The sequence below is a fragment of the Pyxidicoccus fallax genome (genome assembly GCF_012933655.1).
GTDB lineage: Bacteria > Myxococcota > Myxococcia > Myxococcales > Myxococcaceae > Myxococcus > Myxococcus fallax.
In genome coordinates this window covers 1-20,029 of sequence record NZ_JABBJJ010000234.1, presented here as the reverse complement: position 1 = coordinate 20,029, position 20,029 = coordinate 1, and the positions used below count along the sequence as shown (strand labels likewise).

General features: G+C 70.4%; 14 protein-coding genes. 7 read left to right on the top strand and 7 right to left on the bottom strand.

The genetic code is table 11. The features are described 5' to 3' along the window. Positions 1-15 precede the first annotated feature (15 nt). Positions 16-3,021 (top strand): choice-of-anchor D domain-containing protein, encoded by a 3,006-nt coding sequence (locus HG543_RS36285; RefSeq protein WP_169349498.1) that lies wholly within the window; start codon positions 16-18, stop codon positions 3,019-3,021. Between the two features lie 105 nt (positions 3,022-3,126). After that, complete coding sequence (locus HG543_RS36280; RefSeq protein ID WP_343073523.1) at positions 3,127-4,566, top strand: serine/threonine protein kinase; 1,440 nt, start codon at positions 3,127-3,129, stop codon at positions 4,564-4,566. Positions 4,567-4,614: 48 nt separating this feature from the next. Here HG543_RS36280 and HG543_RS36275 read toward each other — a convergent pair whose 3' ends face one another. The 4 genes from HG543_RS36275 to ttcA all read right to left on the bottom strand — a co-directional run bounded on the left by HG543_RS36275 (position 4,615) and on the right by ttcA (position 9,059). Next, entirely contained in the window at positions 4,615-4,977 is a 363-nt protein-coding gene (locus HG543_RS36275; RefSeq protein WP_169349497.1) for a GFA family protein, read from the bottom strand. A gap of 1,587 nt (positions 4,978-6,564) precedes the next feature. After that, positions 6,565-7,389, bottom strand: coding sequence for a phosphate/phosphite/phosphonate ABC transporter substrate-binding protein (locus tag HG543_RS36270; RefSeq protein WP_169349496.1), 825 nt, complete (start codon positions 7,387-7,389; stop codon positions 6,565-6,567). A 12-nt stretch (positions 7,390-7,401) separates the two neighbouring features. Next, entirely contained in the window at positions 7,402-8,226 is an 825-nt protein-coding gene (locus HG543_RS36265; RefSeq protein ID WP_169349495.1) for a TerB family tellurite resistance protein, read from the bottom strand. Beyond that, on the bottom strand, positions 8,205-9,059 hold the full coding sequence (ttcA, locus tag HG543_RS36260) for a tRNA 2-thiocytidine(32) synthetase TtcA (RefSeq protein ID WP_169349494.1): 855 nt from the start codon (positions 9,057-9,059) through the stop codon (positions 8,205-8,207). The genes HG543_RS36265 and ttcA overlap by 22 nt, the downstream gene beginning before the upstream one ends. Positions 9,060-9,125: 66 nt before the next feature. Here ttcA and HG543_RS36255 point away from each other — a divergent pair, with 66 nt between their 5' ends. From HG543_RS36255 to HG543_RS36240, 4 genes are all read left to right on the top strand, one after another. Further along, positions 9,126-10,295 (top strand): ribonuclease D, encoded by a 1,170-nt coding sequence (locus tag HG543_RS36255; RefSeq protein WP_169349493.1) that lies wholly within the window; start codon positions 9,126-9,128, stop codon positions 10,293-10,295. A 188-nt stretch (positions 10,296-10,483) separates the two neighbouring features. Further along, on the top strand, positions 10,484-13,219 hold the full coding sequence (locus tag HG543_RS36250) for a M1 family metallopeptidase (protein ID WP_169349492.1): 2,736 nt from the start codon (positions 10,484-10,486) through the stop codon (positions 13,217-13,219). A 439-nt stretch (positions 13,220-13,658) separates the two neighbouring features. Next, positions 13,659-13,925: a four-helix bundle copper-binding protein gene (locus HG543_RS36245; protein WP_246357546.1), complete on the top strand. Its 267-nt coding sequence runs from the start codon at positions 13,659-13,661 to the stop codon at positions 13,923-13,925. 63 nt (positions 13,926-13,988) lie between these two features. Next, on the top strand, positions 13,989-14,576 hold the full coding sequence (locus tag HG543_RS36240) for a GNAT family N-acetyltransferase (protein ID WP_169349490.1): 588 nt from the start codon (positions 13,989-13,991) through the stop codon (positions 14,574-14,576). A 6-nt stretch (positions 14,577-14,582) separates the two neighbouring features. Here HG543_RS36240 and HG543_RS36235 read toward each other — a convergent pair whose 3' ends face one another. Next, a complete protein-coding gene (locus tag HG543_RS36235) occupies positions 14,583-16,073 on the bottom strand; it encodes a carboxypeptidase M32 (protein WP_169349489.1) in 1,491 nt (496 codons plus the stop codon). Between the two features lie 70 nt (positions 16,074-16,143). Between HG543_RS36235 and HG543_RS36230 the strand changes: the two genes are divergently transcribed. Beyond that, positions 16,144-16,686 carry a hypothetical protein gene (locus tag HG543_RS36230; protein ID WP_171818523.1) on the top strand — a complete coding sequence of 181 codons (543 nt, stop codon included), beginning with the start codon at positions 16,144-16,146 and terminating at the stop codon, positions 16,684-16,686. A 23-nt stretch (positions 16,687-16,709) separates the two neighbouring features. Here the strand turns inward: HG543_RS36230 and HG543_RS36225 are convergent, their stop codons facing one another. Further along, positions 16,710-18,335 carry a peptide chain release factor 3 gene (locus tag HG543_RS36225; protein WP_169349487.1) on the bottom strand — a complete coding sequence of 542 codons (1,626 nt, stop codon included), beginning with the start codon at positions 18,333-18,335 and terminating at the stop codon, positions 16,710-16,712. A 137-nt stretch (positions 18,336-18,472) separates the two neighbouring features. Further along, positions 18,473-19,303: an ion transporter gene (locus HG543_RS36220; protein WP_169349486.1), complete on the bottom strand. Its 831-nt coding sequence runs from the start codon at positions 19,301-19,303 to the stop codon at positions 18,473-18,475. Positions 19,304-20,029 lie beyond the last annotated feature (726 nt).

Genomic DNA, 20,029 nt, shown 5'->3' with positions numbered 1-20,029 from the left:
TGTATAAGAGACAGGATGAGGACGGGGCTGAGGGGGCGTGTACTCGCGCTGGCGTTGCTCGCCATCACCGGGGTGGCGTGCCACGAGGGGGATGAGACCCGCGCGGTGCAGGCGACGGCGGTGCTGGACGTGGACGTGCTCGACTTCGGCGAGGTGCCGGTGGGCGAGTGGCGGGAGAAGGAGGTGCGCATCCGGAATGTCGGCTACGTGCCCTTCTTCGCGCTCGACGCACTGGGGCTCGCTGGCAACCCCTCCTATGTGGTGGAGCTCGGGGAGGGCGGCGGCAGGGTGATGCCGGGGGACTCGCACGTGGTGAAGGTGCGCTTCCACCCGCTGAAGGAAGGCGTCATCGAGGAGACGGTGCGCGTGGCGACGGACGCCAACCAGGGCGCCACGTCGCAGGTGCGCGTCATGGGCCTGGGCACGCCCACGCCCATCCTCGTGAATCCGCCGCTGCTCGACTACGAGACGCTGGAGGTGGAGAGCGAGCGCACGATGGAGGTCACCGTCACCAACCCGGTGGACCTGCCGCTGACGCTCGTGGTGCAAGGTGACAATCCGGACCCCTTCACCCCGGACACCATCACCATCCCGCCCTTCGCCTCGCAGAAGGTGAGCACGAAGTACCTGCCCCGGGCCCTGGGCAACATGGGCGCGCGCCTGGAAGTGCGCTCGTGCGAAGGCTGCACGCCCTCGACGGTGGCCCTGAAGGGCAACTCGGTGGCGAACGCCTTCGCCTTCGACCCGGCGCCGGTGCCGTTCGACCAGATTCCGGTGCACGAGCGCACGCAGTCGTTCACCCGCGCGCGCAACATCACCTGGCGCCCCGTCACCATCTCCAAGCTCGCCACCAGCGATAGGGCCTTCCAGCCGCTGTCCAAGCCGGAGGGCACCACGGTGCAGCCGGGCGAGACGGTGGAGATGAAGATGGAGTTCGCGGCGCGCTTCTCCGGGCCGAACGTGGGCGACCTCACGGTGCACTACGACTCGGACAAGTCGCGCCAGTCGCAGGTGATTCTGGACGCGCGCGGCGGCCGGCCCACGCTGGCGGTGACGCCGGTGGCGCTGGACTTCGGCGAGCTGCCGGTGGGCGGCAAGGTGGAGAAGGTCATCCGCATCACCAACGCGGGCAGCAACGGCAACCTGCGCTTCACGGGCGTGCGCGCGGACGGCGGCAGCGCCCAGTTCAGCGTGGACGTGCCCACCCGCGGCACCCAGCGGCTGGCGTGGAGCGGCGGCACCTGGCCCTCGCTGGACGCGGACAACCTGCCCCTGGCCCCGGGCAACGACGCGCTGGAGCTGAAGGTCTACTTCGAGCCCAAGGCGGAGGGGAACTGGCAGGCCACGCTGTACGTGCGCTCGGACGACATGTTCAACCCGGAGCGCGCCATCGTCCTCACCGGCCGGGCGCGGGCGAGCGGCCCGTGCGTGTACGAGCTGCTGCCGCAGCCGGCCCTGGACTTCGGCAACGTGGTGCCCGGCCGCGGCGCGGTGCTGGGCTTCTACTTCCGCAACCCGGGCCGCGCCGAGTGCGCGGTGAAGGACATCCACATCTCCAATGACGGGGGCGGCGCCTTCTTCATGCCCGGCGGCCGGCTCACCGGCGGCGTGGTCGTCTATGACACGGCCTTCAGCGCCATGGTGGCCTTCCGGCCCCCGGCGGAGGGCGCGTTCACCGGCGAGCTGCGGATGACGGTGAACAACCCGAGCTTCCCCACGGTGACGCTGCCGCTGAAGGGCGTGTCGCGGGCGAGCTGCCTCGTGGCCACCCCGGCCTTCGTGGACTTCGGTCCCATCCGCTACGACTGCGCCACGGCGCCGCGCAAGACGTACGTGGCCAACCGCTGCAGTGAGCCGATTACCGTGTCCGACGCGACGATTGGCAACGGCACCAGCAACCAGTTCAGCCTGCTGACGCCCATCACCCAGCCGCGCGTGCTGGCGCCGGGCGAGGGCTTCGAGCTGGAGGTGGGCTACGCGCGCAACGTGCACGGCCAGCACTTCAGCCCGCTGTACCTGCGCACCGACAACGAGGCGGACCCGTTCCTCGTCCCGCTGCTGGCGGAGACGAACCACGAGGGCATCCAGGTGGACCGCTACACGCAGGGCACCGACAGCCAGCTGGACGTGCTCTTCGTGGTGTCCAACACCACCACCATGGCGCCGTACCAGGACCGGCTGAAGGCGGCGATTCCGGGCTGGCTGCAGGCGGCGAAGGACCGGGGCGTGGACGTGCGCGTGGGTGTCACCAGCACGGGCCTCGTGGCGCGCGGCCAGCAGTGCGGCGGCGGCGCCAACGGCGGTGAGGCCGGTCGCCTCTTCCCGGTGGACGGCAGCAGCCCGCGCGTCATCTCCAGCAACAACCCCAACGCGGCCAACCTCATCCAGGACAACCTGGAGGTGGGCCTGTGCCACAACCTGGTGCAGGGCCTGGAGACGATGCGCGCGGCCCTGTCCGCGCCGCTGTCCGAGCAGACGGATGACCCGCGCACCTCGCAGGCCAACGACGGCAACGCGGGCTTCACCCGCGCGGCGGCCCGCATGGCGGTGGTGGTGCTGGCGGACGAGGACGACAACTCCGGCTTCAGCCCGGACAGCTACATCCAGTTCCTCCGGACGCTGAAGGGCACGGGCATGTCCCACCGCAGCCAGCTGTACGCGCTGGTGCCCACGGACAACAGCTGCACCACGGCGGGCAACGAGGCGGACCGCTTCGCCAGCGTGGCGAACGGCACGGGCGGCGCGGTGGACTCCATCTGCCGCTCCAACTACCTGCCGCTGCTGGACTCGGTCATCCAGCGCGCCGGCGAGCCGCAGGCGGACTTCCCGCTCACCGAGGACCCCACCGGCACCGCGGAGATGACGGTGCGGGTCCAGGGCCAGGTGGTGCCGGGCACCCGGTGGACGTACGACGCGGACCGCAACGCCATCGTCTTCAACGGGGATGCGGTGCCCAACCCCGGCCAGGCGGTGGAGGTGCGCTACCGCAGCGTGTGCCGGAACCCTCCGGCCACCCCGTGACAGGGGGCTCGCCCGGGGGTTGACACGGGGGGCCGGGCGACGCGGGGAATTGACGCGCCGCGGGCTTCCTCCCCCGGGCCCGGCGCGGCTATCGTGGCGGCCGACGTGGAAACGTTCGGCCGCTACGAGCTGCTTCGGAGACTCGCCATCGGCGGCATGGGGGCCGTCTATCTCGCCCGCCAGAAGGGCCCCGTGGGGTTCCAGAAGCTGCTGGTTCTCAAGCGGCTGCTGCCCCACCTGTCCGAGGACGACGAGTTCATCCAGATGTTCCTCGACGAGGGGCGCATCGCCGCGCACCTCAACCACCCCAACATCGCGCAGATCTACGATTTGGGCGACGTGGACGGGCAGTACTACATCGCCATGGAGTACGTGCATGGCGAGGCGGTGGGCCCCCTGGGTGTGCGGGCCCAGCAGCGCAAGGTGACGATTCCCCTGGGGCTCAAGTGCCGCATCATCGCGGACGCGGCGGCGGGGCTGGGGGCGGCGCACAACGCGCGCAGCCCGTCCGGACGCAAGCTGGAGCTGATCCACCGGGACGTGTCACCGCAGAACGTGCTGGTGGGCTTCAACGGCGGCGTGAAGCTCATCGACTTCGGGGTGGCCAAGGCGTCCGGGAAGCTGTCCCAGACGATGGTGGGCACCATCAAGGGCAAGCACGCGTACATGTCCCCGGAGCAGGCGCGGGGCGAGCCGCTGGACTGCCGCTCGGACGTGTTCGGCCTGGGGACGGTGTTCTACGAGCTGCTGACGGGCACGCGCCTGTTCAAGCGGGACACGGAGTTCGCCACGCTCAAGGCGGTGGTGGGGGCGAAGATTGCTCCGCCGTCCGAGGTGGTGCCGGACCTGCCGAAGGCGCTGGACGCGATTGTGTTCAAGGCGCTGGCGCGCAAGCGCGAGGAGCGCTTCTCCACGGCGGCGGAGCTGCAGCTCGCGCTGGAGGAGTTCCTCATGCAGCAGAAGCTGCACGCCACCACCGCGCACCTCGAAGCGTTCATGCGGGAGATGTACGCGGAGGAGCTGGAGGAGGAGCGCTTCGCCTCCGAGCCCACCGTCATCCACTACGACCCGAAGCTCGCGGCGCGGCTGGCGGCCAGTGCGGCCCAGGGCGAGAAGGCGCGTCCGAGTGGCGGCTCGACGTCCGGGGCGGCGCCCGTGCCGGCGAAGAGCCCGGGTGGGTCCTCGGCGTCGGCGGCTCCGGTGCGTCCCGCGCAGGGGGGCGCCGCTCGCGGTGGCTCCTCCGCTTCGGCCTCGCCCGTCCCGGCGTCTCAGGGACGGAGTGCGCCGGCCGCGCCCGGAGCTTCCGCTCAGGGTCGGAGCGCGGGCGGCCACTCGGCTTCGGGGGCTTCGCCGCTTCCAGGCTCAGCGGGACAGGGCAAGGGCGCGGTCCCCGGCAAGGCACCGCCCGCGGCGGCTCCGGCACCGAGGCCCGCTCCGAAGCCGGCTCCGGCTCCGGCACCGCGAGCCACGACGGGAGAGGTGCCGGCGTCCAAGCGTCCCCCTCCTCCGCGCGGCACGGGTGGGCACGGCGAGGGCGAGCGGTAGCTCCAAGGCTTCGCTCCACCGGGGCGACCCGGTGGAACGCCGTCCCTCTCAGAAGCTCTTCCCGTCGAACTTCATCACCTTGATCTGCTCGAGGTCGACGCCGTCGATGCAGCGCACGTTGATGGCGGCCATCTGCTTGCCGTCGGGCCCCGTGCCCTTACCGAAGGAGCGCACGCCACATGTGGAGCAGAACAGGTGGTGGATGACCTTCTTGTTGAACTGGTAGTCGGTGAGGTCCTTCTCCCCGGAGAGGAGCTTGAAGTCCTCGACCGGAACGAACCCCAGCAGTGTCCCCGTCTTGCCGCACATGGAGCAGTTGCACGACACCATGGGCTGGGACAGGTCCAGCTTCACGGAGTACCGCACCTTGCCGCAGTGACAGCCACCCTCGTACGTCTTGAGCTCGGTCATGGGGGCGCATCCTGCCGCCGACCCCGCCGGAGTGCATTGTAGAAACGCGACAGGTGTCGGTTACAGGCTCACCTGAGCCACACCGGAACAACTCGCCGTAGCAGAAGGAGCGATTGGCAGCGCATTGCCGTTTCACCCTCTGTGCCTACTCTCGCCCGTGTTCCCCAATACAACTTCGCCCTTCCAGACAGCCAACATGGTAGCGAGCCTAGACGTGCTACATGTTGCGCATTGTCCCCAGGTCCTCGGCAATCTGCTGCTGAGGACGGCTTCGCACGGTCATCAACACCAACTGCCCCTGTCGCACAGACGTTGGTCTTCCATCGTGCGGAAGCATGCCTCCAACTCGCTCCTCTGCTCCAGCCGACTCACGCACCTTCACCCCAGTGACGGATGCATCCGAGCCGTGAATCAGTCACCGTCTTCGACCGCACCGCAGGTACCGCAGGCGTTCACTGCGCCGCCTGAACCCATCGTGGGCTGACGGCAGCGGAAGCACGGGATACCGGTGATCTTCTCCTGCCGGTTGAATGCCTGCCGGTTGACCGTCGCGGTCATGAGGCTCGAAACGACCCTCCGAATTACAGGCAAGATCTGGGAAGCCGAGGTCGACGCTAGCGCAGATGTTTGAAACCCGTGGGCAGCGGCACTCCGGAGATCCCAGATACGCACCAAGTCATCTGCGAGACCTGGCGCGAGATAGTCACGAACCTTCTGAAGTACGCTCGGGAATCCTTCAGTCCGCCCGACGCTCACTCGATAGGCCTCTGCGAAATCGCGGAGAGCTTGTTCCATTGCGGAACCAGCAATGACCATTCCAGCCCTCAAGTGTCCTGCGCCAATGGCTGCCTCTGCCTCCGACAGTAAAGTCCGCTCATAGATTTGGGTCGCAGTGGCTGGAGCCCGTGCCTCGGATGCGGATGGATTTGGGCTCACAGGAGCCTCCACCACGACTGCGTTGGCTGATGTCGTGACCGAGTTATGGGCGGTTGTTGGCGCTGAGGCTACTTGTTTAGAAGCCGCAGTCCCGCTAACGGCTCCGTTGGCTTTCTCCATCGCAGCAAGCCTGTCGTACAGGCCTGCCAACCCGCTCATGATTTCCTCAAAGACGTTGTCGTGACGAAGTTGCTTGTTGATACGGTGTATTTGGCTCCAGAGCCAAGAGAGGAAGAACCAAGCCGTACTGAACATCGTCACTACTGCAGACCACTCGGGCCTGGGGTCCGCCGTGAAGTAACCGAACGCAGCATAGACTCCAGCAAACGCGGCGGGCGGTCCCAACTCGCGGAAGAACCTCAGAGTCACATCTCGCTTACGCGGATTTACTCGGCTACTCATTCACCGGATTCTTACCACAAGAGCAAAGAACAGGGGCCGCTTGCGTGCGCGTCAGTGACCGCGCTTGGTACACCTGCTGCGCATACTTTGGGCCCTTATCCGAGAAGGCCCCCTCTTCTCCTCAACACGCGAGAACACCTCCCTAGGGGTGATGCATCTCGCGTTGGGAAGCATCACCTAGCTCCACGCTCTCCTACCCAAATAGCTTCCAAGACTCGTTGCACCAAGCCGCCCGGCCACGAACGACTGCTACAGGCTCGCCAACGCGACGCGGTACAGCGCGCGGTAGCCCATGCGCGGCGCGGCCTCGAAGCGGTCCGCGTTGAAGATGTCCTTCAGCAGGGCCACGCCCTCCGGGGACGACTGCAGGCCCAGGAGCGACGTCTCCAGCGTCTGCACCAATTCCGGCGGCAGCCCCATGGCCACGGGCACCCCGTCGTTGGGCGCCTCGTCCGTGTAGGCAATCAGCTCGAAGCGGCGCCCCGCGCCCGCGCCCAGCACGTCCTCCACGCCGGTGCTGTACGTCAGCCCCGTGGACGCCGGAGGGCAGAAGACGCTCGCCACGTCCGCCTTGCCGTCCAGCACCGCCTCCAGCACGCCCCGGTACGAGCCCGTGAAGTGCTGCGCGAAGAAGGCCCGCGTCGGCTCCAGCCCCTGCGCCTTGAGGTACGCCGTGGGCAGCAGGTAGCCCGCCACCGAATCGCGGTCCACCCACGCCGCCGTGGTGCCCTTCAGCCGGTCCAGCGACAGCCCCGCCCCCGCCCGGCACACCAGCGCCGCCCGGTACGAGGACATGCCCCGGCGCACCCCGCGCACCACCACCCGCACGCCCATGGCCTCCATGCGCGCACAGACGAAGGGCGGCGCCCAGGCCGCGTCCGCCCGGCCGGACAGGAGGTCCTTGGCGAGCGTCTCGTAGCTGGGCGCCACATTCACTTCCACCAGCTTGCCCAGGGCCCGCTGGAGGAACGCCGCGAGCCGCTCCGCGCGCTCCCGCGCCGTCTCACTGCCCAGCGAGGGCGGCAGCCCGAAGCGGAACGAATGCCGGGGTCCGGATGGGACTTGCAGGGTCATTAAACCCTTTAACTACCCCTCCCTGCCCAGTCGCGCCACTTCGTCGTCGGCCAGCCCGAAGGTGGCCTGCAACATGTCGAGGATGCGCTGCTCCGCCAGGCTCGGCTCGCCCCCGGCGTGGGCAATCTTCGTGGCCAGCCGGTAGGCCTTCACCCGCTGGACGTGGGTGGTGAGCCCGTGGGCCAGCACCTGGAGCCGCTGCGGCAGCCCCTCCGCCGCCAGGGCCACCACCGCCTCACTCACGAAGCTCTGCGCCCGCTCCGGGCTGACGTTCTCGAAGAGGGGGTCCGCCGCGAAGCTCTCCACCAGCGCCCGCGCCTCGGCCTCCTTCAGCTTCCCGTCCGCGGCGCTCACCAGCACCATCACCTCCGCGAACAGGCGCTCCAGCGGCTCGCCCAGCGCCTCGGCCAGGCTGCCGCCGTTCTCGATGACGTCGATGATCTGCGCCACCTCGTCCTCGGAGATGCCCAGCGCGGCCTGGAACGTCTTCAGGAGGCCCAATTCGTTGCGCGTGGCCCGCTGGTCCGCCAGCGCCACCGCCGCCGCCAGCCCGAAGGCCAGCATCCGGTTCTTGTGGTCCGGCAGGCGCCGGCGCAGCGAGGCCAGCACCTCTTCCAGGTCCTTCGCCTCGGACAGCCGCGCGGCGCTGGTCTCCACCAGGGCGTTGAGCTCGTCCGGCCGGGTGCCCTCGAACTCCGGGCGCTCCAGGACGCGGCTGAGCAGCGTCTGCATCTCCCGCTGCGAGACGCGGCCGTCGGCCATCGCCGCCAGCAGCATCGCCTCCACCAGCGCGCCGTTGCGGTCCTTGCGTGCCTTTACTGCCTGCTCTCGAGCCATGGGCTGGCGCTCCCTTGCGTATCCTTCGAATCGTTCGTCGGCGCCCCGTCTTCCCGCGCATTCAGCGGGTCGGGGTTGAGCGTCTTGTCCAGCAGGTGCGTCGGCCGCACGTTCATCATCGCGTTGAGCACGCTCTGACGGACGTTCGGAATCTCCTTGCCCAGGTCCTCCATCAGCCGCTGCATCCGCTTGCGCTGCAGGTTCTCCTGCGTGCCGCACAAATCACAGGGGATGATGGGGAACTGCATCAACTCCGCGAACTTCGCGATGTCCTTCTCCGGCGCGTAGCACAGCGGCCGGATGACCACGTTGCGCCCGTCGTCGCTGCGCAACAGCGGCGGCATCGCCTTGATGGAGCCGGCGAAGAACAGGTTGAGCAGCAGCGTGTGGATGAGGTCGTCGCGGTGGTGGCCCAGGGCAATCTTGGTGCAGCCCAGCTCCACCGCCGCCGTGTAGAGGATGCCGCGGCGCATGCGCGAGCACACCGAGCACTGCGTCTTCCCGGGAGGCGTCTTCTCCAGGACGATGCTGTAGGTGTCCTCCTTCAGCATCTTGTAGGCGTACCCCTCGCGCTGGAAGTACGACTCCAGCTTGTCCGCTGGGAAGCCGGGGTGCCCCTGGTCGAGGTTCACCGCCAGCAACTCGAATTTCACGGGCGCCCGGCGCTGCAGCTCCCGCAGGAGGTGGAGCATCGTGTAGGAGTCCTTGCCCCCGGACACACCCACCATGATGCGGTCCCCGTCCTCGATGAGGCGGTGGTCCGCGATGGCCCGGCCCATGTGGCCAAGCAGACTCTTTTCCAGGCGCTGGACGTCGTTCATCGGCGTGGCCATCCTAGCGGCGGCCCGGGAAAAAACACCTCAAAGGGGACGCCCTGGTCCGCTAGCCTGCCCAGCCCGATGCCGACCTACCCGCAGGGTGCCGTGGACGTGGTGGATGCCGCTGGGGCGCAGAGCGCCACCCGCACGCTGGAAGAGGCGCGCGAGGTGGCCGTGGACCTGGAGGCCGACTCCATGCACGCCTTCCGCGCCCGGCTGTGCTTCCTCCAGCTGGCCACCGACACCGACATCTTCCTCTTCGACACGCTCCAGCCCGGCGTGGACGCGCGCCTGCTCGCCCCGCTGATGGCCGACCCGGCGCGGACCAAGTTCTTCCACGCCGCCCAGGGCGACCTGCAGTTCCTCGCGGAGGCGGGGGTGCGGGTGCAGGGCCTCTTCGATACCCACCGGGCGGCCACGCTGCTGGGCTGGCCCAAGGTGGGCCTGGCCGACATCGCCCGGGAGCGGCTGGGCGTGGACCTGCCCAAGGAGCACCAGCAGTCGGACTTCTCCATCCGCCCGCTGCCGCCGGCGATGCGCGAGTACATCGCCAACGACGTGCGCTACCTCACCGAGCTGGGCCGCCAGGTGCGCGAGGCCTGCCGCGAGGCCGGCATCCTGGAGGAGGTGCTCCTGGACTGCACGCGCATGTGTGACGAGGCGGCGGCCCGCCCGGACGTGGGCGCGGACTTCAAGCCCAAGCTGCCGCGCGCCGGGCTCAACCCCTCGCAGCTGGCGCTGGCCAACGCCGTGGCGCACGCGCTCCACCGCAAGCGGCTGGAGTGGGCGGAGAAGGAGAACGTCCCCATGGGGCGGATGCTCTCCAACATGGCGATGGGCGACATCGCCGTGAAGCTGCCCACCAACCCGCGCGAGCTGGCGCGCATGGCCGGCGTGCGCGGCTCCTTCGTGCGGACGTATGGCGACGAGGTGCTCGCCATCGTGAAGGAGCTGCTGGAGAAGTCGCGCCGGGGCGAGCTGGAGCCCGAGCGCGAGCAGAAGGGCCCGCGCGACGCCAACCGCCGCAAGCGAGAGGATGCCCTCAAGCAGTTCCGCGTGGAGAAGGCCACCGAGCGCAAGGTGACGCCCAGCGTGGTGCTCCCCAACCCCATCCTCGACGCGCTGGCCTCCCAGCCGCCCAAGAGCGTGGAGGAGCTGACCGCCGTGCCCTACTTCGGCGAGAAGCGGCTCCAGCTCTACGGACAGGCCCTCATCGAGCTGCTCGCGCAGTATCCGGTGCAGAACGTCTGAGTCGGGCGGTGCCGGCCACGCTCCGCCGGCCTCGAAGGTCGCGTCCGTCCAGGCACCGAGGACGCGCCCCGCGGCCCCGTGCGTATTGGGGGAAACACCCGCTGGGAACGCTGTCGCGGCAGCGCAGCGGATGATGGAATGGTTCCCGCCCCGCGCGCCGCACCGGCTCGCGGGTGGAGACCTCCTCGATGCGGCTCGGACACCTCGGCTCGACCACCTGGCTCCTGCTGGCCCTCACCCTCGCGGGCTGCGCGAGCACGCGGCAGGAGGCGCCCTCCCCTTCACCCACCCGGACGAGCGAATCACCCGCCGCCTCCGACACCGAGGCGCGCGTCCTCACTCCACCCGGATTGCGACTGGACGCACGCGTCCGCCCCACCCGGCAGTCGGTGACACTGGAGCTGGACCCGCGCCAGGAGACCTTCAGCGGCACGACGGACGTGGAACTCTCCCTGTCCGAGCCCACCCGCGAGCTGTGGCTCCACGCCGAGGAGCTGGAGGTGAAGGACGCCGCCATCGTCCTGCCCGACGGCGCGCGCGTGCAGGTGGCCGCGCTGCCCATGGCGGACCTCCTCGCGGTGGTGACCGAGCGGCCCGTGGGCCCCGGCACCGTCACCCTGCACGTGGCGTACACGGGCCGCGCGCCCGCGCAGGAGAACTCCGGCATCTTCCGTGAGCAGGAGGAGGGACGCTGGTACGCGATGACGCAGTTCGAGCCGCTGTACGCGCGGCGCGCCTTCCCCTGCTTCGACGAGCCCTCCTTCAAGATTCCCTGGCGCCTCACCCTGCGCGTGCGCGCGGAGGACGGCGCCTTCTCCAACGCGCCGGTGGAGGCCGAGGCGCGCGGCGCGGACGGCTGGAAGACGGTGACGTTCCAGCCCACGCCGCCCCTGCCCTCGTACCTCGTCGCCTTCGCGGTGGGCCCCTTCGAAGTGGTGGACGCGGGCACCGCGGGCCGCAACCGCGTGCCCGTGCGCATGGTGGTGCCGCACGGCCGCGCCGCCGAGGCCGCCTGGGCCGCGAAGGTCACCCCGCCGCTGCTGGAGCGGCTGGAGTCCTGGTTCGGCACGCCCTACCCCTTCGAGAAGCTGGACGTGCTCGCCCTGGCCGGCGCGCAGGGCGGCGCCATGGAGCACCCGGGCCTCATCACCTTCGGCGGGCAGCTCATGCTGGGGCCGCCGCGAGGGGACTCGGTGTGGCGCCAGCGCTACTTCACCGAGACGCAGGCGCACGAGCTGGCGCACCAGTGGTTCGGCAACCTCGTCACCATGGCGTGGTGGGACGACCTGTGGCTCAACGAGGCCTTCGCGGACTGGCTCGCCATCAAGGTCACCACGCAGTGGAAGCCCGAGTGGCGCTGGGACGTTCGCCGCGTGGAGGCGCGCGGCATGGCCATGGACGAGGACCACCTCGTCAACGCGCGCAGCATCCGCCAGCCCATCGAGTCCCCCGGTGACATCCTCGGCGCCTTCGACGGCATCACCTACGGCAAGGGCTCCGCCGTGCTGGCCATGTTCGAGTCCTGGCTCGGCCCGGACGCCTTCCAGCAGGGCGTGCGCCGCTACCTGGAGGCGCACGCGCGCGGCACCGCCACCACCGCCGACTTCCTCCAGGCCCTCTCCGCCGCCACCGGCCGCGACGTGGCGCCGCCCCTCTCCACCTTCCTGGACCAGCCCGGCGTGCCGCGCGTCGCCATGGAGCTGCAATGCCCCGCGGACGCACCGCCCCGGCTCGCGCTGGAGCAGCGGCGCTACCTGCCCCTGGGCTCGCCCGGCGCGGCGACCCCGGACGGCTCGCGGCCCTGGCAGGTGCCCGTGTGCGTGCGCTACGGCGTGGGAGCCCAGGAGGGACGCGCCTGCACGGTGCTCACCGAGGCCACGGGCACGCTGGTGCTCGACGGCGCGAAGGGCTGCCCGGACTGGCTGCACCCCAACGCGGACGGGCGCGGCTACTACCACGCGCTCCTGCGTGGCGATGGGCTGGAGCGGCTGGCGCGCCGGGGCGGCCGGGGGCTCAGCGTCCCCGAGCGCCGGGTGCTGATGGACGACGCGCGGGCCCTGGTGGCCAGCGGCGACCTGGACGTGGCCCAGGCGCTGACGCTCGCCACGCGGCTCATGCGCCCGGAGGACACGGACCTGGTGGAGGGCGCCGCGGGCGTGGTGGGCGGCGTGCGCGACGAGTTCGTGCCGGACGCGCTCCAGCCCCACCGTGCCCGCTTCGTGCAGCGCCTCTTCGGAGACCTCGCGCGCCGCCTGGGCTTCGTGGCCCGCCCGGGAGAGAGCGAGGACCAGGGCATGCTGCGGCCCGTGCTGGTGTGGATGGTCGCGGACCTGGGCCAGGACGCCCCCCTGCGCGCCCAGGCCCGCGAGCTCACCCTGCGCTGGCTGGAGGACCGGAGCACGCTGTCGATGGACTCGGCGTACGCCGTGCTCGGCACCGCCGGAGCCGCGGGCGACGCGGAGCTGCACCGGCGCCTGCGCGATGCCCTGCGCACCACGTCCCAGGGCCGCGAGCGCGAGCTCATCTACACCACGCTGGGCGCCTTCCGGGAGCCGGTGCTCGCGCGCGCCAGCCTGGAGCTGCTGCTGGCCCCGGACGTGGACACGCGCGAGGCGCTCCCCATCCTCTACGGCCAGCTCTCCACCCCCACCACCCGCGCGCCCGCCTTCGATTTCCTGCGCGAGCACTTCCAGCAGCTCCTCCAGCGGCTGCCGCGCGACACCGCCGCATGGCTGCTCCACACCGGCGGCTTCTTCTGCGACGCCGGGGACCGTCAGCGCGTGGCCGGGTTCTTCGCGCCCCACGCCGCGCGCATCGACGGCGGTGAGCGCGTGCTCGCGCAGGCGCTGGAGCGCGTGGACCTGTGCATCGCCCAGCGCGAGGCGCTGCGCCCCGGGTTGGAGCGATTCCTCGGCAAGTACTGATTTCCGAGCCTGCGTGCGGGCGCCGGCCTTCCGCCGCGGAGCCCACCGCTCCCGGGTCGAAGCGCTGCCCGAAAGAACGCCTGTCCCGACCGCGCGCAAGTGCCCTCCCGTCGCAGGGTGTGATCGCTCGCGAGGCTCGGAGGTCTCCACGCGGGGGTGAGGCGTCCGGAGTCGGTGGTGAAGCGCTCCGGGTGCCGCGGTGTACGCGTGCGCGTACTCCGTGCCCCCTGAAGGTCCGGGGGTGAGCGTTGGCATGGACCAGCGCTGAACATGATCCCCCGGATCTCCACTTTGGGTTGCCGTCCGGGCAGGCGTGCATAGCTTTGTCGCCGCTTCGGAGGTGCGCGAAATGCTGGGAGCCAGATTGGGCGGTGCTCGCGCGGATGTCGTCCGATGCATCGCCGCGAGCCTTCAGTGCCAGGCCTCGTGCGAAGAGGGAATGGCACGGATGGTGGCCCGCGGCGAGCCCGTGGGCGGAGAGGCCGTGCGCCTGCTCCGGCAGTGTGCGGAGCTGTGCGAGCTGAACGTGCGCGCGCTGCAGAAGGAGAGCCGGCTGGCCCGCCGCACCGCGAGCCTGTGCTTCGAGCTGGGCAACCGGGTGGCCCGCACGGCATGGCTGGACGCCGAGGACCCGGACTCGTACGCGCTCGCTCGGGACGCGCTGCAGCTGGCGCGCGCGTGCCGGCCGCTGCTGTTCGCCTGCTGACACAGTCAGGGCTTGCCAGCGGACGCGTCCTTCCAGGAGATAGCGCCCCGAGCGAGGTCTCCCATGGCGAACGCGTTTCTCATTGGCCCGAGCGTGTACCTGCGCCCGCTGGAGCGCGAGGACGCGCCCCTGGTCGCCGGTTACCTCAACAACCCCGCCGTGCGCCGGACGCTGGCCGCTTACCGGCCCCTCAGCGTGGGGCAGGAGCAGGCCTTCCTCGAGGCGCTGGCGACCAACGAGCAGAACGTGGTGCTCGGCGTGGTGTCGCGGGACAGGGACCTGCTGATTGGCGTCACCGGGCTGCACCGGCTGGACTTCCGCGGCCGCCACGCCGAGTTCGGCCTCTTCATCGGCGACCCGTCCTACTGGGGCCGAGGGCTGGGCACCGAGGCCACGCGGCTGATGCTGGACTACGGCTTCGGCACGCTGAACCTCAACCGGGTGTGGCTCCAGGTCTTCGGGCACCACGCGTCCGCCCAGCGCGTGTACGAGAAGGCGGGCTTCCGCCGCGAGGGCATCCAGCGCGAGCAGCACTTCGTGGAGGGCCGCTACACGGACGGCGTCCTCATGGGCATCCTGCGCGCGGAGTGGACGCCGCTCCTGCCGGAGCTGCGCGAGGCGCTGAAGACGCCCGCCTCGCGCGAGAACTGAAGCCCTTCAGAGGGATACGCCGTAGAGCGCGCCGTACTTCGACTTCAGGTACGCCAGGAAGTCGGTGTCCGTGAGGCCATGGCCCGTCACCCCGCGCACCAGCTCCTCGGCGGGCAGGCGGAAGCCCTGCGAGTGGATGTGGGTGCGCAGCCAGTCGCGCAGGGGCAGCAGCTCGCCCCGGCGCAGGTGGCCCGCGAGGTCCGGCAGCGCGCGCTCGGCGGCGCGGTAGAGGGACGCCGCGTAGAGGTTGCCCAGCGAGTACGTGGGGAAGTAGCCCAGCTCGCCCCAGGCCCAGTGGATGTCCTGCAGCACGCCGCGCGTGTCGTCGGGCGGGGTGACGCCCAGGTACTTCTCCATGCGCGCGTTCCACGCGGCGGGCAGGTCCGCCAGCGGCAGCTCGTCGCGCACCAGCAAGAGCTCCAGCTCGTAGCGCAGGGCGATGTGGAGGTTGTACGTCACCTCGTCCGACTCGATGCGGATGAGCGACGGGCTCACCTCGTTGACGGCCAGGTGGAAGTCGTCCAGGTCCACGGCGGCGAGCGCCTCCGGGAAGGCGGCGCGCAGCGCGGGGAAGTAGTGCTCCCAGAAGGGCCGGCTGCGGCCGACGATGTTCTCCCACAGCCGCGACTGGGACTCGTGCAGGCCCATGGAGGGCGCGGAGGCCAGGGGCGTGCGGTAGTGCGCGGGGGAGAAGCCCTGCTCGTACAGGCCGTGGCCCGCCTCGTGGATGGTGCTGAAGATGGCGGACAGCGGGCTCGTCTCATCCACGTGCGTGGTGAGGCGCACGTCCAACGGGTGCGTGCCGCCCGTGAAGGGGTGGATGCTCACGTCCTGCCGGCCCGCCTCCAGGTCGAAGCCGATGTCCTGCAGCAGCCGCAGGGTGAAGGCCCACTGCGCGTCCTTGTCGTACCGGCGCCCGTCGAAGAGGCGGGCCACCGGACGGCGCGCGCCCACGAGCTTGCCCACCATGGGGATGAGGTGCTCGCGCAGCGCGGACAGCACGGGGGTGAGCCGCTCCACGCGCATGCCGGGCTCGTGGCCCTCCAGCAGGGCGTCATAGCGCTCGCCGCCGTGGCCGTAGGCGTCGGCCTGCTCGCGGCGCAGCTCCAACAGCCGCTGGAGGGCGGGCTGGAAGAGCGCGAAGCGGCGCTCCTTGCGGGCCTCGCGCCACGCGTGGAGCGCCTTGCTTTGGGCCTCGGCCAGGGCCTTCACCAGGTCGGAGGGGACGCGCACCTCGCGCTCGCGCTCGCGGGAGAGCACGCGCACCATGGCGCGGGCGTCTCCCGTCAGGTCCTGCGAGGCGGCCCTCGCCAGGGCCTCGCCCAGCCGGGGGTCCACCAGGCGCTCGTGGTGCAGCCCCTGGAGGGTGGAGAGCTGGTGGGCGCGGGCCGGGCCCGCCTTGGCCGGGAGGTACGTCTCCTGGTCCCAGGTGGCCAGGCCGATGAGCCCTTGGAGGTCGCGAAGCTCCTGCATTCGGGAGAGCAGCCAGGTATCCATGCCGGGATTCTTAGCGTGTTTCGTGGCGGACCTTCACGGAGGACGCACTCGGGGGTATGAGGGCTGCGCGATGGCCAACGTCCTCAAGTTCTTCATGTCGCCCGACGACGAAGTCGCTTTCTTCCGCTTCCTGGAGCGCTACCCGCTCGACGTGTACCCGCGGCGCGTCCCCGAGGACTGGGAGACCTTCCGCGCCACCATGGAGAACATCCCCCGGCTGCCGCCCGAGGACCTCTACATGGTGGCCACCGACATCGGCGCCGCCATCGTCGACAAGGTGAAGCGCGGGCCGGACAAGGGCCACTGGCGCATCGACGAGGTGCGCTCGCCCGTCATCTTCATGGAGCGCTCGCGCCCCAACGAGGAAGGCGAGCTGCTCAACGGCCAGCTCTGGGGCGAGCTGGACATCACCGCGCAGACGGGCCGCAAGAACGCGGCGCCGGACAGGTTCCGGCGCCTGTTCATGGAGATTGAGGAGTTCATCAAGAAGACCTACCGCAAGGGCGAGCCCAAGGGCTTCTTCGTCGGCCCCAAGGCCGCGCGCCTCTACAAGGAAGGTCTGGTGCTGCGTGACTCCGCGTTCCGCGGCGGCACGGTGGCGCCCTACAAGTAGGGGCCACCGCCGTCACCGGGCGCTCAGGAGCCGGTGGCCGCCTCGGCCAGCTTCCGGAGCATGGGCGCCTCGGAGAGGAACTTCAGCTCCGGGTGCTTGTCCTCGGCGTGCTGGAGCGCCCAGTCGTCGCGGAAGAGCACCAGGGGCAGGCCGTCGCGGTCCTGCACCGTCTGGCGGTTGCCCTCCCAGTCGAAGGACTTGGGGTCGAAGTTCGGCCCCACCACCCAGCGCGCGTGGCTGAAGGGCAGCCGGTCCAGGGCAATCTTCGCCCCGTACTCGTGCTCCAGCCGGTATTGCAGCACCTCGAACTGGAGCGCGCCCACCACGCCCACGATGGGGTCCTTCATGCCCATGTGGAGCTGCTGGAAGATCTGCACCGTGCCCTCCTCGGAGAGCTGCTCCAGGCCCTTCTCCATCTGCTTGCGGCGCAGCGGGTCCTTCGAGCGCACCACGGCGAAGTGCTCGGGGCTGAAGCGCGGCACGCCCTCGAACTCCACCTCGGTGCCCTCGGCCAGCGTGTCGCCGATGCGGTACTGCCCCGGGTCGAACAGGCCGATGACGTCTCCCGGCCACGCGTCCTCAATGGCCGTGCGCTCGGCCGCCATGAACTGGCTCGGCTTCGCGAGGCGCACTTCCTTGCCCAGGCGCGAGTGGAAGGCGCTCATGCCCTTCACGTACCGGCCGCTCACCACGCGCATGAACGCGATGCGGTCTCGGTGCGCCGGGTCCATGTTCGCCTGGATCTTGAAGACGAAACCCGCGAACTTCGGGTCGGTGGGCTCGCGCGGACCCTTCGTGGTGGGCCGCGACGTGGGCGCCGGGGCCAGGTCCAGGAAGACGTCCAGGAACGGGCGCACGCCGAAGTTCGTCATCGCGCTGCCGAAGAACATGGGCGACAGCTGGCCGGAGTCGCACTTCTCGCGGGTGAACTCGTCACCGCCGATGTCCAGGAGCTCGATGTCGCCGTGCAGCTTCTCCAGCTCCGCCTCCGTGAGCACCGTCTTGATTTCGTCCGAGTCGATGGACACCGAGCGCTCGGCGACCTCCGACTCGCCGTGGGAGCCCTCGGCGGAGAAGACGTGGACGACGCGCTTCTGCCGGTCATAGACGCCGCGGAAGTCCGGCCCCATGCCAATGGGCCAGTTCATCGGGTAGGAGCGGATGCCGAGCACCTGCTCCAGCTCGTCCATGAGGTCCAGCGGCTCGCGGCCGTAGCGGTCCAGCTTGTTGACGAAGGTGAAGATGGGGATGCCGCGCATGCGGCAGACCTTGAAGAGCTTCTTCGTCTGGGGCTCCACGCCCTTGGCCGCGTCGATGAGCATCACCGCGGAGTCCGCCGCCGCGAGGGTGCGGTAGGTGTCCTCGGAGAAGTCCTGGTGGCCCGGGGTGTCGAGCAGGTTCACCGCGTGGTCGCGGTAGACGAACTGGAGCACCGACGAGGTGACGGAGATTCCACGCTCCTTCTCCAGCTCCATCCAGTCGCTGGTGGCGTGCCGCCGCGCCCGCTTGGCCTTCACGCTGCCCGCCAGGTGGATGGCGCCGCCGTAGAGCAGCAGCTTCTCCGTGAGGGTCGTCTTGCCCGCGTCGGGGTGGGAGATGATCGCGAAGGTGCGCCGCCGGGCGACCTCCCTATGAAGCTCGTTCGTCATGACCCGAGGCCAACTATCACGGGAGGTCTTTCCTTGCAGCCCGCAACGAGCGCCGGGCGGTCAGGCCGGACTCCGGACGACACGGCGAGGCCCTACTCTCCCCTACTCCACCAGGGCGGGAGGCCGCCCCGGGCCCGTCAGCCGAGCAGCTTCCGCTTGGCGGCGGTGAACTCCTCGTCGGTGAGATGGCCCCGCTCGCGCAGGACGGCCAGCCGCTCCAGCTCGGCGGCCAGGCTGGAGGCGGTGGGCGCGGAGCCCTGGCTCGCCTCCTGGTCGGCCCTGAGCAGGGCGTTGCTCAGGCTGGAGGCCACCACGCCGATGAGGCCGATGCCCATCAGCATCAGCACCGTGGCGCAGACGCGCGCCAGGCCCGTGTGGGGCGTGATGTCGCCGTAGCCCACCGTGGTCGCGGTGACGATGGCCCACCAGACGGCGTCCGGGAAATGGGCGAGGTTGGGGTTGGTGCTCCGCTCCAGCACCCACACCACCGCGGCCATGCCCATCACCACCGCGAAGGCGACGAGCAGCGTGTGCCCCAGCTTGTAGCGGTTGAACAGCGCGTCCAGCACGGTGAGCGTGCGCATGCGCCGGTACGCGGTGAGCAGGCGCAGCAGGCGCAGGAGCCGCGCGAGGCGGAGGAGCTGGGCGGCGCGCAGGAGGCTCAAGCCCTCCGCGTACAGGGGCACGAGGCCGGGCAGCTCGAACCAGTGGCGGCGAAGGAAGTCCGCGCGGTCCTTCGCGCGGGACAGCCCCCAGAGGAACTCACCGAGGAAGACGAGGACGAAGCCCAGGTCGATGGCCGCCAGCAGCTGGAAGCGAGGGTGGGGCCACTGCAGTCCTTCCAGCTCCACGTAGAAGATGGGGCCCAGGCTGGCCAGGGCCAGCAGCATCATCACGAAGTCCCGCAGGGCGGGGGCGCGGACCTCGGTGGCCCGCGCTTCCGCTTCCGGGACAGGCTTCGCCTCCACGACAGGGGAAACGACTTCCTCGGGTCGCATCGGCGCGGGACGCTAGCGCTCCGCCCACGGCCTTGGGAATCCCGCAGCGGGGTGGGTTCCGGGAACGGGCTGGCGTCGGACGGTCCCCGGCCGGAGGGCGGGCGATGGAGCGGGGCCTCCGCGCGAGCAACAGGCCGCTGCGGAGGGAGGACAGACGCTGGAATGGCCCCCGTTCCGCCCGGAATGACATGGGCCTCCCCCACGAGCCCCTGGCCGGCGGGCAGCTCGCGGAATGGAACGTCCGTTTCGCCCGGGGCGCTGGGGATTGCCCGGCCGGAGGAAGGCCGGCGGAATGGAATGTCCGTTCCGCGCGGCGCGCCATGGGGCCGGCCGCGAGGCCCCGGGTCGGATGGCAGTCGGTGGAATGGAACGTCCGTTCCGGCGGGCAGGCGGTGGGCTCCAGCCGCGAGACCTACCGGATCGGATGGCAGCCGGCGGAATGGAATCTCCGTTCCGCCCGGCAGGCGGTGGGCCCGGGCGCGAGGCCTCTGGCTCGGCGGGCAGCTTGCCGGAATGGAACGTCCATTCCGCCCCGGCGGGCGGTGGGCCCCGGCCGTGAGGTCAGCACGGCGGGCAGCAGCCAGAATGGAACGTCCATTCCGCCTCGGCGGGCGGCGGGCCCCGGCCGTGAGGTCGGCACGGCGGAATGGAGCCTCCGTTCCGCCCGGCGTGTTCGCGGAGCCTGCCCGCCCGCCC